General features: G+C 32.1%; 14 protein-coding genes. 9 read left to right on the top strand and 5 right to left on the bottom strand.

Annotated elements, in window-relative coordinates; all coding sequences use genetic code 11:
- Window positions 1-26: 26 nt before the first annotated feature.
- The 7 genes from trpA (at window position 27) to OF897_RS10675 (ending at window position 5,753) form a co-directional block, all read left to right on the top strand.
- Window positions 27-758: a tryptophan synthase subunit alpha gene (gene trpA / locus OF897_RS10705; RefSeq protein WP_267265678.1), complete on the top strand. Its 732-nt coding sequence runs from the start codon at window positions 27-29 to the stop codon at window positions 756-758.
- Between the two features lie 27 nt (window positions 759-785).
- Window positions 786-1,301 (top strand): hypothetical protein, encoded by a 516-nt coding sequence (locus tag OF897_RS10700; RefSeq protein ID WP_267265677.1) that lies wholly within the window; start codon window positions 786-788, stop codon window positions 1,299-1,301.
- Window positions 1,302-1,389: 88 nt separating this feature from the next.
- On the top strand, window positions 1,390-2,121 hold the full coding sequence (gene lipB / locus OF897_RS10695) for a lipoyl(octanoyl) transferase LipB (RefSeq protein ID WP_267265676.1): 732 nt from the start codon (window positions 1,390-1,392) through the stop codon (window positions 2,119-2,121).
- Window positions 2,122-2,337: 216 nt separating this feature from the next.
- Complete coding sequence (locus OF897_RS10690) at window positions 2,338-2,859, top strand: hypothetical protein (protein WP_267265675.1); 522 nt, start codon at window positions 2,338-2,340, stop codon at window positions 2,857-2,859.
- 341 nt (window positions 2,860-3,200) lie between these two features.
- Window positions 3,201-3,599, top strand: coding sequence for a TlpA family protein disulfide reductase (locus OF897_RS10685; protein WP_267265674.1), 399 nt, complete (start codon window positions 3,201-3,203; stop codon window positions 3,597-3,599).
- Window positions 3,600-3,660: 61 nt separating this feature from the next.
- Window positions 3,661-4,374 carry an ankyrin repeat domain-containing protein gene (locus OF897_RS10680; RefSeq protein WP_267265673.1) on the top strand — a complete coding sequence of 238 codons (714 nt, stop codon included), beginning with the start codon at window positions 3,661-3,663 and terminating at the stop codon, window positions 4,372-4,374.
- Between the two features lie 647 nt (window positions 4,375-5,021).
- Window positions 5,022-5,753: a hypothetical protein gene (locus OF897_RS10675; RefSeq protein ID WP_267265672.1), complete on the top strand. Its 732-nt coding sequence runs from the start codon at window positions 5,022-5,024 to the stop codon at window positions 5,751-5,753.
- A 195-nt stretch (window positions 5,754-5,948) separates the two neighbouring features.
- On the opposite strand, the gene gcvP is transcribed toward OF897_RS10675, so the two are convergent.
- On the bottom strand, window positions 5,949-8,807 hold the full coding sequence (gene gcvP / locus OF897_RS10670; RefSeq protein ID WP_267265671.1) for an aminomethyl-transferring glycine dehydrogenase: 2,859 nt from the start codon (window positions 8,805-8,807) through the stop codon (window positions 5,949-5,951).
- A gap of 237 nt (window positions 8,808-9,044) precedes the next feature.
- Between gcvP and OF897_RS10665 the strand changes: the two genes are divergently transcribed.
- The gene (locus OF897_RS10665) at window positions 9,045-9,200 is read left to right on the top strand and encodes a hypothetical protein (protein WP_267265670.1); all 156 of its coding nucleotides are present in this window, start codon (window positions 9,045-9,047) and stop codon (window positions 9,198-9,200) included.
- Window positions 9,201-9,241: 41 nt separating this feature from the next.
- Here the strand turns inward: OF897_RS10665 and OF897_RS10660 are convergent, their stop codons facing one another.
- The 4 genes from OF897_RS10660 to OF897_RS10645 form a co-directional block, all read right to left on the bottom strand.
- Window positions 9,242-9,889 carry a J domain-containing protein gene (locus tag OF897_RS10660; RefSeq protein ID WP_267265669.1) on the bottom strand — a complete coding sequence of 216 codons (648 nt, stop codon included), beginning with the start codon at window positions 9,887-9,889 and terminating at the stop codon, window positions 9,242-9,244.
- 368 nt (window positions 9,890-10,257) lie between these two features.
- Window positions 10,258-10,530 carry a hypothetical protein gene (locus tag OF897_RS10655; protein WP_267265668.1) on the bottom strand — a complete coding sequence of 91 codons (273 nt, stop codon included), beginning with the start codon at window positions 10,528-10,530 and terminating at the stop codon, window positions 10,258-10,260.
- Window positions 10,531-10,631: 101 nt separating this feature from the next.
- Window positions 10,632-10,967: a hypothetical protein gene (locus tag OF897_RS10650; protein ID WP_267265667.1), complete on the bottom strand. Its 336-nt coding sequence runs from the start codon at window positions 10,965-10,967 to the stop codon at window positions 10,632-10,634.
- 11 nt (window positions 10,968-10,978) lie between these two features.
- Window positions 10,979-11,533: an RNA polymerase sigma factor gene (locus OF897_RS10645; protein WP_267265666.1), complete on the bottom strand. Its 555-nt coding sequence runs from the start codon at window positions 11,531-11,533 to the stop codon at window positions 10,979-10,981.
- Window positions 11,534-11,784: 251 nt separating this feature from the next.
- Between OF897_RS10645 and OF897_RS10640 the strand changes: the two genes are divergently transcribed.
- On the top strand, window positions 11,785-12,660 hold the full coding sequence (locus tag OF897_RS10640) for a helix-turn-helix transcriptional regulator (RefSeq protein ID WP_267265665.1): 876 nt from the start codon (window positions 11,785-11,787) through the stop codon (window positions 12,658-12,660).
- Window positions 12,661-12,718: the final 58 nt, after the last annotated feature.

Here is a 12,718-nt window from a genome sequence, read left to right as displayed (position 1 = left end):
ACATCTAATCTCTAACTTCTAATAAAATGAAAAAACTTAATATATACTTTACAGCCGGAATTCCTCAACTAGAAGACACTACAGAAATAATCAAACTCATTCAGGATTCAGGAGCAGATATGATGGAAATCGGGATGCCTTATTCCGATCCAGTTGCTGACGGACCGGTTATTTCTCAAGCTCACGAACTGGCTTTGAGTAACGGAATGACCATCGAAAAACTTTTCTCTCAGTTAAAATCAATAAAAGATGAAATCAGAATTCCTATTATTTTGATGGGCTATTTTAATCCGGTTTTAAGCTTCGGATTTGAAAATTTCTGTAAAGAATGTTCAGAAAGCGGAGTTTCAGGATTAATAATTCCGGATTTACCTGCGATAGAATTTGAAAAAAACTATCAGAAAATTTTAAAACAACACAACCTTAACTTTACATTTCTTGTCACTCCAGAAACTTCAAATGAAAGAATTTTATATCTCGATTCTTTAAGTTCAGGATTTTTGTATGCGGTAAGTTCATCTTCCACAACAGGAAATGACAATTCTGTATTAAAAAACGAGGAATATCTTTCAAGATTAGCTTCTCTCCCATTAAAAAATCCGGTAATGATAGGTTTTGGAATTAAATCTAAAGAAGATTTTGAAAACGTTACCGAAAAAGCAGACGGTGGAATCATCGGAACGGCATTTGTGAAAATTCTTTTGGAAAGGAAAAATTGGAAAGAAAATGCGAAAAACTTCATTCAAAATTTAAAATAGTAATAAATTAGACTTAGATTATTATTTATGAAGCTCTTATTTCTTGTTAGTTTTTTACTTTGCTCGGTCTGCTTCTCTCAGAAGAAACAAGCTGACCTTGAAAAAGTAATCACCAAAGATTTTACTTTGGAATTTGACAGTAACTATTTTTCAAGAATAGATGCTTATGATAAATTGGTTATGCTTTTTATAAAAAATCCACAAAATGGTTATGTGGAATCCTTGAGAATATCTGTTGAAGATGTCAGCAAATACAAAAAAATGGATCTTGAATATTTTTCTGAAATAAAAGAAAATTTATTAAAAGATGAGTATAAAATTCTGAGCAAAACAAAAGGTGAGCTCAACGGAAATAAGTATATCGATTTTAGTTTTGGTAAAACAACTCTAATCGAAAATAATAAATCTGAATTTAAAAATCTTGAAAGACTTTATTTTCATAAGTCCAAAATCTATAAAATATTTTTTGGTTCCTCTGAAAAAAGCTATGAAAAGCATCTTCCAAAAATCCAACAGGTTTTAGAATCATTTAGAATGAAATAATTTCATTGGAAAATCAGAATCCACCTATAGATTTCATCCATTCCATAAAAGGGTAAAATTTAGTAAATTTGTATCATCAAAGTAAAGAATGAATACACATCAGAATAAAGTCGTAGAGTTTGAAGATTTAGGTATTAAAGAATATCAACCCGCTTGGGATTATCAGGAAAAACTGATGAAAGATATCATCGATACCAAAATTAAAAACAGAGATTTACCTGCCGAACAGCATATTACAACATCCAATCATTTTCTTTTAGTAGAGCATCCTCATGTTTACACATTGGGAAAAAGCGGACATGAAGAAAATATGTTGGCTGGAATTGATAAATTAAAAGAAATCGACGCTACTTTTGTAAAAGTGAATCGTGGTGGTGACATTACCTATCACGGTTATGGACAAATTGTGGGTTATCCTGTTTTAGACCTTGAAAATTTCTTCACAGACATTCACAAATACATGAGAAATCTGGAAGAAGTTATCATCAGAACGATTGCAGATTACGGCTTAAAAGGAGAACGTTCTCCTGGAGAAACTGGAGTTTGGCTAGATGTAGGAAAACCTTATGCCAGGAAAATCTGCGCAATGGGTGTAAAAGCTTCACGTTGGGTAACTCTTCACGGTTTTGCCTTAAACATCAATACCGATATGCGTTATTTTGAATACATCATTCCTTGTGGTATTAAAGATAAACAGGTGACTTCTTTAAAAAGAGAACTTGAAAGAGATTTGACTCCCGAAGAAATGGAGGACATCAAAGCTAAAATCAGAAAGCATTTTGTGGATATTTTTGATGCAGAATTGGTGGTTAAAGCTTAATAAAAATATTTTTTAATGATATGAAATCTGTTTCTTTTGGAAGCAGATTTTTTTTATCATTGTGATTGGAAATAAAATTGGATTTGATTCTATATTTATTTACTTTTAAGAAAATTATAATTTGGATTGAAGCAATGCGTAAAGCCAAATGTTAGCGGTAATTTACAAATAACCAACTGCTAAAAGAAGACAAATCATTTATTGAACTTAAACTAAATGAAAATTTTAAATAACTCCAACAAATTATTCTACTTAAAATCAGTTAATGTAATTGGTGGACAAAACATTTTTCTCTTTTTTAGACAAGCAGATAAATATAATTTACGAAATACTATAGAAAATCAATATGACTACATCAATGTATCATTGATTTTGTGGATGGAAAACTCTAAGAGTGCGAACAATGAATGCTTAAAGATTAAAGAATATTTTTTGGACGAAACAATTTCAATAGACACAATAAATGAGACAGAAATTGAATTTATTGGAGGCTATGATTATCGAATTAAAGTGAAAAAATATGATGAGGATATCATAGACCAATTTACAGAAGATTGGATTGACAGATATTTATTTGCAACAAAGTTTGCCTATGACCAAATGGCAATGGGTGGTAATTATTATAACTTGCTTAAAGAAATAGTAAATATTACAAAATTTTCTAAAGACGAAACAGCAAAAAATATTATGGACAAGGTGAGTTATTTTGAGCAAGAACATAAAATCAAAATTGATTAAAAAACTATCGCTAACAAGGGCTTTTCAATAGTGGGGCGAAACCGCAAAGTTCAACGGTATTTCTTCGATTGAATTTTTGTGCAAAATTGAAAATTTATGCTTGTATTGTCCGACCATCGTAAAGCCTCGAAACGTTCTTAAAAATATTAAAAGTGCAGATATTATAAAGTTTGAAGGTGGAGAACAGACTAAAGCACTACAGAGCACAAACTATGATTTATTTAGCCGAAAAAGTAATACACAGTATGATGAAATTCAAAATTTAATAAAAAAATACCCTAATTCATTTCGCTGGACTTCAAAATTACATCAGAGATTCAAAAAAAGTTGATAATAGAAAAGTGCTGAAATTAAAAAATTCAAAAAATGAATTAACCGAAGTCATCGATAAAAAATATAAAAAGCATCTCATTGTTCTTTGGGCAAGTTGGTGTGGATCATGTAGGAAAGAGATTCCAATTTTAAAAAAAATTATTTCTGAACATAAAATTGACGATATTGAATTAATCTCAATATCGATTGACGAAAAAGAATCGGATTGGAGAAAAGCACTAAATGAAGAGCAAATGAGCTGGAAGCAATTCATCATGTCTAAGGAAGAGAGCGAAAATTTTAAAATAGTTTTAAAATATAGTGGAGCAATTCCTTATTCGGTTTTGGTTGATAATGATATGAAAACATTGTCAAGCTTAACAGGATTATATAGTGAAGAAGAAATGCTTAAAACATTAAATAAATAATAATTTCGCAAATTAGTTATAAAAAATACATGTAATAATTAAAGTACAAAAAACTAACCCTATGAAAACAAAAAGTCTTCTTATAGCTTTCGCCCTATTTACATTTAGTTCTGCTTATTCACAAAAAATATTTAAAGCAATTTCCGATGAAGATATTGAAAAAGTGGGCAAACTATTGGAAAAAGAAGATGTGAATCAATTATCAAAAGAATATCAAATCACACCACTCTATGCTGCAGCAGGAACGGGAAATGTAAAACTTGTTGAACTATTAATTTCAAAAGGAGCAGATATCAATAAACCTCTGAAAACAACAGCAAGCCCTCTAAATAAAGCCTCTCAAGAAGGGTTTACAAAAGTCGTTGAAATACTTTTGAAGAATAATGCAAATCCTAATTACAAAGATGTAAATGGTTGGACAGCTCTACGATTTGCCGTAAGAAATAATAAAATAGATATTGTAAAACTCTTAGTTGAGCATAAAGCTGAAGTCGATGTAAAAGCTAATGACAAAGCAACTCCTTTCGCTTCTTCAATTGGGAAAGGCTATATCAACATCTCAGAATATCTCATTAGCAGAGGAGCAAACATCAACAATGTTGATAAAGACAATGACACGCCTTTAATGTATTGTGTTCAAAATGGCGATTTAGCAACGGTTAAATTTCTTCTTCAGTACAAACCAGATTTAACAATAAAAAATAACAGTGGCAAAACAGCTTTGGATATTGCAAAAGAGAAAAACCATACTGAAATTATTAAATTATTGCAGTAACAATTTTAACTTATACCCGATTTAAATATAAGATCTAAACCTCGCCTTACAGCGAGGTTTTCTCATTCCAAAAAATAACAAAAAAATCTATCTCAAACATTTTAATGTTTTCTGCATTTTTTTCGATACTGAACTTTTAAATATTACACAAAAGGGTAATTGATTTATACTCTAATAATTCCACAACTTTGGGTAGATAATTTAACGGAAAAGCCGAACACCGTATTACAAAGTAGGTACAATTAAATTTATATAACAATGGCACAAATTTGTAAAGAACACAGTTTAGGCTGGACAAAAGGAATTCGTCAAACAAAAGGAGTATGGACTAATGATGGTTAGCTTGGCACACCAAGTTTTACATTATATTGTCGAGATACAATTTATACAGCTTATGCTGAGCTATGTGGACCTGATGATATTTTAGATACACTTTGGAGTGATGTTCAAACTTGCATAGTTGCAGCTTTAGGGGCTTCTGCTCTAACTTCAATTTTCGCAAGTCCAGTAGCTGCGACACCTGCATTTGAAGCAACTTTTAAAGGATGTTTAACAGCAAAAGTTGGTGACAGGATCAATGAAATTGGAATACATTTAACTGTAAGAGACACAACAGGTGACTGGGGTGCTTGTTAAAAAACTAAAATATGAAAAAATATGTGATTCTAATCTTTATACTAATTTCAACTAATTGCTTTAGCCAAAAAATGTATATCAAGGAAGTTAAAGTAAGTCAAGATTTGATTTATCCATTAGTAATTATGGATGATGCAAAACTAAAAGAAAAAGCGAATAAACTAAATAACCTAATACTTAAAACGTATTTAGGAATAAATGTTACACTAAATTCTATTAAAGATGCATTACTAAAGGAACAATCTGATGCTAAAACAGAACCTTATAGCTATTTAGAATTTTTAAGCTATAATGTTATTTTTAATAATAATGAGTTATTCACTTTTGATATAAATAGCTTTTGGTATGTAAAAGGTACAGAAAATGAAACAAAGCAATATAATATTAATGTTTCCACAGGAGAATTAATATTAATGCAACAAGCATTTACAGAAAATCTGCACAATTTGATCGATAAAAAAGTGAAAATTGAATTTCAAAAAAGAATAACACAGTCTATTACAAAATTAAAAAATAAAGGAAATTGGAATGAAATGTATAAAGAAGATTTACAAAATTATAAAATTGAAACAATGCTTCTTGATTTTAGAATAACAGAAAATGGAGTTAATTTCATTTATGACAACCAATTGTTTTCACATGGGGATATGGACTGCCGACCAAATGAATTATATTTTTTTAGTTGGCAAGAAATAAAGTCAGTGATAAAAAAAGATAGTCCAATAAATTCCGTGATAAACTAAAACAGTTTACAACCATGTAATCGTTAAAAAGTTGCAATAAACGGCTTCGATTAGACGATTATAAGATTCAACTTTAATTCTTCGATTGAAAGTTAATATTGAAAAAAAACAATCGGCAAAATCTTCCAGCTTTCAATCAAAACAAAAAAATCCCTCTCATCACTGAAAGGGATTTTCTATATCTAAAAAACTCAATTACATATAAGCTTCAATCGGCTCACAAGTACAAACTAAGTTTCTGTCTCCATAAGCTTCATCAACTCTTGATACAGAAGCGAAGAATTTGTGCTCTCTTACCCAATCTAATGGATATGCTGCTTTTTCTCTGCTGTAAGGTTTATCCCAAGAATCAGAAATAACGATTTGCTCAGTGTGAGGAGCGTTTTTCAACACGTTGTTTGCTTGGTCAGCTTCTCCATTTGCAATCTCGTCAATCTCTTGCTTGATGGCAATTAAAGCTTCTGCAAAACGGTCGATTTCAGATTTGCTTTCAGATTCTGTAGGCTCGATCATCAATGTTCCTGCAACCGGGAAAGATACTGTTGGAGCATGGAAACCATAATCCATCAATCTTTTTGCAACATCAGCTACCTCAATTCCTAAACTTTTAAACTGTCTGAAATCTACGATACACTCGTGAGCTACTTTTCCGTTTTCGTTTGAATATAAAATCGGGAAATGTTCAGCTAAAATTTCTTTTAAATAGTTAGCATTTAAAATTGCATGCTCAGTTGCTTTCTTCAATCCATAAGTTCCTAACATTTTAATGTAAGAATAAGAAATATTCAGAATCAAACCTGAACCGTAAGGCGCAGCAGAAATACCTTCAATAGAATCTTTAGTTCCGACTTTGATATTGGCATTTGATGGTAAGAAAGGAACCAAATGTTTAGCCACGCAGATTGGGCCAACTCCAGGACCTCCGCCTCCGTGAGGAATTGCGAAAGTTTTGTGAAGATTTAAGTGACAAACGTCTGCACCAATATTTCCCGGACTTGTAAATCCTACCTGAGCGTTCATGTTAGCACCGTCCATATAAACTTGTCCGCCATGTTCGTGAATCAAGTTGGTGATTTCGATAATGTTTGCGTCGAAGAATCCGTAAGTTGACGGATATGTGATCATCACACAAGAAAGGTTTGAAGAATGTTGCTCTGTTTTAGCTTTCAAATCTTCGAAGTCAATTTCTCCACTCTCTAAGTTTTTAACAACAACGATTTTCATTCCTGCCATTGCTGCAGAAGCCGGGTTTGTTCCGTGTGCAGACTGAGGAATCAACACCACATTTCTATGATCTTCACCTCTTGATTTGTGATATTCTCTAATCACCATCAAACCTGCATATTCTCCCTGAGCTCCTGAGTTTGGTTGAAGAGAAGTTCCTGCAAAACCAGTGATTTCAGATAAATCTTTTTCAAGCTCACGAATCATTTCCTGATACCCTTTTGCCTGCTCTACCGGTACAAATGGATGCACACTTCCCCACTCACCCCAAGAAAGAGGTAACATTTGAGTCGCTGCGTTCAGTTTCATCGTACAAGATCCCAAAGAAATCATTGAGTGTGTTAAAGAAAGATCTTTTCTCTCCAAACGCTTGATGTAACGCATCAATTCTGTTTCAGTATGATATTTATTGAATACTTCTTCCGTCAAGATTTCGTCTTTTCTCAATAAATCATCCGGAATACTGTATCCTTCTTTTAATTCTAATTTTGAAACCTGCTTGTCTTTGAAATATCCAAATGAAGTCATCAAAACGTCAAGCTTCTCAATGGTCGAACTTTCGTTAATGGCGATACTTACAACACCTTCTGTGAAATAATTCAGATTGATCTTGTGATCTTTCATCATTCTCTGAAGTCTTGTCTTATCTTCCTCGCTCATGAAAACTTTTACGGTATCGAAGATTGGCTCCTGAGCTACATCATAACCTAAAGTAATCAATCCGTTTTTAAGAGCATTAGCCTTAAAGTGAATCTGATCAGCAATGAAATTTAAACCTTTCGGACCGTGGTAAACAGCATACATTCCTGCCATTACTGCCAAAAGAACCTGAGCTGTACAAATATTTGACGTCGCTCTTTCTCTCTTAATATGCTGCTCTCTAGTTTGCAAAGCCATTCTCAAGGCACGTTTTCCGTAAGCATCCTGAGAGACCCCGATAATTCTTCCCGGAATATCTCTTTTGTACTCTTCTCTACAAGAGAAAAATGCTGCGTGAGGACCACCGTAACCCATTGGTACACCAAATCTCTGTGAAGTTCCTACTGCACAATCAGCGCCCATAGAAGCAGGAGATTTCAATTTAACCAAAGCCATCGGATCACAAGCTAAAACAACCTGTAGATCTAATTTTTTATATTCTACGATATCTTCTGTATAGTCTAAAACGATTCCGTTTTTACCTGGATACTGCAATAAAACACCATAGTAAGAAGCATCAAACTGATGAGTTTTGTGATCTCCCTGTACGATTTCGATTTCTAAACCTTCTGCTTTAGTTTTTAAAACCGAAACAGTTTGAGGTAAAACAAGATCTGAAATAAAGAATTTATTGGCTCCTGCTTTCTTCTGATCTTTCGTTCTGTTGTTGAAGAACATGTGCATTGCTTCTGCTGCCGCTGTAGATTCATCCAACAAAGAGGCATTTGCCAAAGCAAAACCTGTCAAATCGCAAATTACGGTCTGATAATTCAACAAAGCCTCTAATCTTCCTTGTGCAATTTCAGCTTGGTAAGGCGTGTAAGCAGTGTACCAGCTTGGGTTTTCAAAAATATTTCTTTTGATTGCCGCAGGTAAAAGCGTGTTGTGATATCCGAAACCGATATAATTGGTAAAATCAGCATTTTTGGAAGCCAATTCCTTTGAATGACGAATCATTTCGTATTCTGAAAGTGGTTCTGAAATGTCTAAATCTTTCGCTAAACGGATGGAATCAGGAATGGTTTGAGAAATCAACTCCTCAATACTTGAAACGCCAACTCTTTCCAACATCGCCTGTTTATCGGCTTCATTTAAGGAAATGTGACGGTTCACAAACTGTTCTGTATTCATTTTTTATATTAGATTTTGTATGTAAAAAAAGATTCGTAAAATTACGTTTTTTTGAGCAAATTCACAACCTATATTAATTGGATGTTAAATCTTTTGAAAGGAAGATTTGGTTAAATATTTTTAGTTAAAATTACGAGAAATCATTTCGAAATTGATTGCAAAACCTCTAGTAATCAATATTAAAAGAAAATTACAATTTTATTAATTATATTTATTCTAAATTAATATATTTGCAACATGAATATTATTGTTCCTTTCAAAATCGCTCCATTGGCTCCTGCGTTTAACTTCAATACTGAAGAAATGTTTTGTGGCGACAAAAAGTCTTGCTGCAAAAAGTTTAAAAAAGGAAAACGTTGCAAAAAATGCCCGGGAAATAAAAAGCTGGCTTAGTGAAGTTTGAAAATTAATAAATTTTTGAGTTTAGTTAAATCTTAAATAAAATCACTAATCCAAAAATAAATTAGAATTGCCAAGATAATGATTCCCCAAATCAGCAGCATAATTTTGGGATAACCTCTTCTGTTAATGACTGTTCGAGGTTGTGGTCTAAACAATTCTTCTGCTTTGTCTCTGAATTTTTCTCCATCAGATTCAAAAACTTCTGTTATTGTAATTCCCTGAACGACGGTTTTATGCAAAAGCGAATTCGTTGCATGAAGCAATAACTGGAATTTTCCGTTTTTAAATTCTGTTATCTTAAAAATCCTTTCTCCATACACTTTTTCCAGTCCAAAAGGTAAAACTTTCACTACATCGGCGTTTTGAGTTTGCCACGTAATAATAATTTCTTCTCCTTTTTTTGCATGAATTTTATTGGCCGAAAAAGTTTTTATCGAAGGCGGAACTGTATATCTGAAAGTTTTCTGCTGACTTTCTAAATTCTGATCATACGTAATTCTTCGTCCTTTATCACTTAAGGTTTCGTACGCTTCCTGAATTTCTTTGAAACGGTCTGCAAAAAAATCGTCGTTCTGATTTTTATCCGGATGGTATTTTAATGAAAGCTTTCGGTAAGATTTTTTGATGTCTTCATCTGAAGCATCGTGAGAAATCCCGAGAAAATAGTAGTAGTCTTTCATTTAGGCTAACAAAAATAAGGAATTTGCGATTGTTGGCAAAAAATTTATAGCCACGAATGGCAGAATTTTGTGATTATGAGCGTAATTTTTTAACGCAAAGTTCGCTAAGATTTTTTTAATGATTGAAAATATTTTTCGTTCGCAAAGGCGTTTCACTCAGCAAAGAAAGACTTATCTTTTAATAATAATTACCATATTTGTCATTCCGCAGGAATCTCGGTATCGAATACAATTTATAGCTTAGTTTCCTCCAGAATGACAAACGTTGTGTTGATTTAAATTTAAAGAAATTCGTGTATTCGTGGCAAAAAAATTCCGACACATTTTTGCGCCGGAATTAAACAATTTCAATTTAGTTACTTTCTATTTTATGCTTCTGCAAATTTTTCTTTTTTGTCGAAATTTTTATGACAACATCTCGAAGCAAATTCTTTTTTGAACTTTCCTTTCAATTCCTGATATTGCTCTTCATCCATTTCTCTGATTTTATCAGCTAATGCAAATGGAGATTTTTCTTTGATTCCGTATTCATTAAAAATACCTTTTACAAATCTTTTTCTTTCGATTACTTTTTTAGCAATTATGGCAACTCCTGCAACAGCAACAGCTCCTAAAATACCTTTTAATACTGAATTTTTCATTTTCTTAAATTTTAAATTTTACTACTTCTTGTTTTTTATAGAGACGAATTCGTTTCAATTTTTACTTTACTACTTCTAAAAATTTTAAACTACCCGTTTGTTCATTTGTTTCGGTTGAAGAATCCGCTTTCGCATTTCTGTCTCCAAACTTCTTTGAATTTTTCCTTTTCATCATCAGACATTCCTTCCATTCTGTGTTTCATGTGTTTTTCTTTCATATCACGCATTCCCTGTCCGAATTTTCCGTGAAAACCTCCAAAAAGAATTTTACTTAGCACTAAAATCCCCATTGCCTGCCAATAATTAATTGTTTTTACACCAATAATTTCGGGAAGAATACAGTTCCAAAGCCACATTACAATCAATGCAACGGTAAGGAAAATCAAGGGCGGACATAAAATTAAAAGAGCCCAACTTTTTTTATATTTATTATTCATCTTATTTATTTCTAATTATTTAAATCTTCGTACAATTGTCTCAATCTGCTTCTCAAATGCTTTACTGCATAATTTTTTCTACTGATAATGGTTTTGATATTTTCACCCTGTTCATCTGCGATTTGCTGTAAAGTTTTATCGTTAAGTTCGTTTTCTGTGTAAACCAATCTTTGTTTTTCGGGAAGTTCGTCTAAAGCTTCAAAAAGTTTTTTCCAAATTTCATCCTGAAACATTTTAACTTCCGGACCAGCGCTGTCGTCCATCAAAAGAATATCTTTAATCGAAAATTCGCCATCTTCGTCTTCGTACACAAAATCCTCAAGATTTTCGGTTTTCTTTTTACGGTATTTGTCGATGATTTTGTTTGAAGTCACTCGGTACAACCATCCTCCAACGTTTACAATTTCCGAAAGATTGGTCAAACTGCTAAACTGATACCATACTTCCTGCAGAATATCTTCAGCATCTTCGGTATTTTTTACTTTAGGACGAATAAAAGACATCAGTTTTCCGCCGTAACTCGTTACGGTTTGAGAAATAATGTTTTCCTTTTCCTTCTCTGGCATTGGTAGTTTTTCGACAATCTCCATATTGTTAGGACGACTGTACTGATTGTTTTACTTTAATAAATGTAGAATATTTTTTTGAATTTTAAAATTTTCTTTTATTCATGAGGTTTTCGTCGCTCTCTTTTGTTTAAAATTTCAGATGAAATAATTTAAATATCAAATTTCTTGAATAAATCGGTTTTGGAAAATGGTGATGTTTTAGTTTAAATTTGTTGCTTCGTTTTAAAACATAGAAGGAAATGGCGACAATGAAGAAACTGGAAATAAAGAAGAATATTCAAAAACTAGAAGACAAAAATTTATCGTTCCGTGTTTTTGACTTAAATGAGGAAAATTTGAAAGAGTATTTTAAACCTCACAAAAAAGACCATTTCTTTATCATTGTCATCGAAAAAGGAACTCTACAGCCTCATATCGAAGACAAAATTCATTATTTAAAAGCAGGAAAAATTTCAGTTGTGTTTCCTGAACAAGTCCATTTTATATCAGATTTAAGTCCAGATTTAAAAGGAAAAATTATTCTGTTTGAAGAAATATTATTCTGTTCGGATATTCTGAAAAATGAATTGAGTACTTATAATGTCAATCTTTCCACACAACTTAATTGTACGATTTTATCTCAAGAAGATTTTGACCAAAGCTTAAACGCTATAAAAATTATCAAAGGAATTTATGAAAATCCAAGTTTGATAAAAAAAGAACAGGCGAGATTTCAGATTAAAATTTTTCTTTTAAGTTTGATAGAATCTGTTCACGGTTTGCATCCCATTTTAAATAATGATTCAGCCGACAAACATATTTATGTTCGATTTAAAAAATTATTGAACGAACATTATAAGCAGTACAGAACTGTTCAATATTATGCTGAAGAATTGTCAATCACTCCAAAAAAATTAAATTCAATCACCAAAAAACATTGTGGAGAAACGGCAATTCAAGCGATTCACAATAGAATCTTAATCGAAATAAAACGTCAGTTAATGTTTTCTGATCTTTCTCACAAAGAAATTGCTTTCGATTTAGGTTTTAATTCTCCTTCAGCTCTCAACAAATTCGTAAAATCAAAACTCAAGGAAACACCGACCGAACTTCAACAGGAATTGGCGCAAATGTATATCGGATAATCTCGTTTGTATAACATCGTCGGATTTTGCTTATTTAATTTTGCTTCATCAAAAAATT

The organism is Chryseobacterium formosum, assembly GCF_026460885.1.
GTDB classification, from domain to species: Bacteria; Bacteroidota; Bacteroidia; order Flavobacteriales; family Weeksellaceae; genus Chryseobacterium; species Chryseobacterium formosus.
Note: the sequence above shows the minus strand (reverse complement) of the source record. Positions and strands in the feature narration are given on the sequence as shown.

Coding starts and splice junctions, on each gene's coding strand:
- trpA (WP_267265678.1), top strand. CDS start 27: ATGAAAAAACTTAATATATACTTTACAGCCGGAATTCCTCAACTAGAA.
- OF897_RS10700 (WP_267265677.1), top strand. CDS start 786: ATGAAGCTCTTATTTCTTGTTAGTTTTTTACTTTGCTCGGTCTGCTTC.
- lipB (WP_267265676.1), top strand. CDS start 1,390: ATGAATACACATCAGAATAAAGTCGTAGAGTTTGAAGATTTAGGTATT.
- OF897_RS10690 (WP_267265675.1), top strand. CDS start 2,338: ATGAAAATTTTAAATAACTCCAACAAATTATTCTACTTAAAATCAGTT.
- OF897_RS10680 (WP_267265673.1), top strand. CDS start 3,661: ATGAAAACAAAAAGTCTTCTTATAGCTTTCGCCCTATTTACATTTAGT.
- OF897_RS10675 (WP_267265672.1), top strand. CDS start 5,022: ATGAAAAAATATGTGATTCTAATCTTTATACTAATTTCAACTAATTGC.
- gcvP (WP_267265671.1), bottom strand. CDS start 8,807: ATGAATACAGAACAGTTTGTGAACCGTCACATTTCCTTAAATGAAGCC.
- OF897_RS10665 (WP_267265670.1), top strand. CDS start 9,045: ATGAATATTATTGTTCCTTTCAAAATCGCTCCATTGGCTCCTGCGTTT.
- OF897_RS10660 (WP_267265669.1), bottom strand. CDS start 9,889: ATGAAAGACTACTACTATTTTCTCGGGATTTCTCACGATGCTTCAGAT.
- OF897_RS10655 (WP_267265668.1), bottom strand. CDS start 10,530: ATGAAAAATTCAGTATTAAAAGGTATTTTAGGAGCTGTTGCTGTTGCA.
- OF897_RS10650 (WP_267265667.1), bottom strand. CDS start 10,967: ATGAATAATAAATATAAAAAAAGTTGGGCTCTTTTAATTTTATGTCCG.
- OF897_RS10645 (WP_267265666.1), bottom strand. CDS start 11,533: ATGCCAGAGAAGGAAAAGGAAAACATTATTTCTCAAACCGTAACGAGT.
- OF897_RS10640 (WP_267265665.1), top strand. CDS start 11,785: ATGAAGAAACTGGAAATAAAGAAGAATATTCAAAAACTAGAAGACAAA.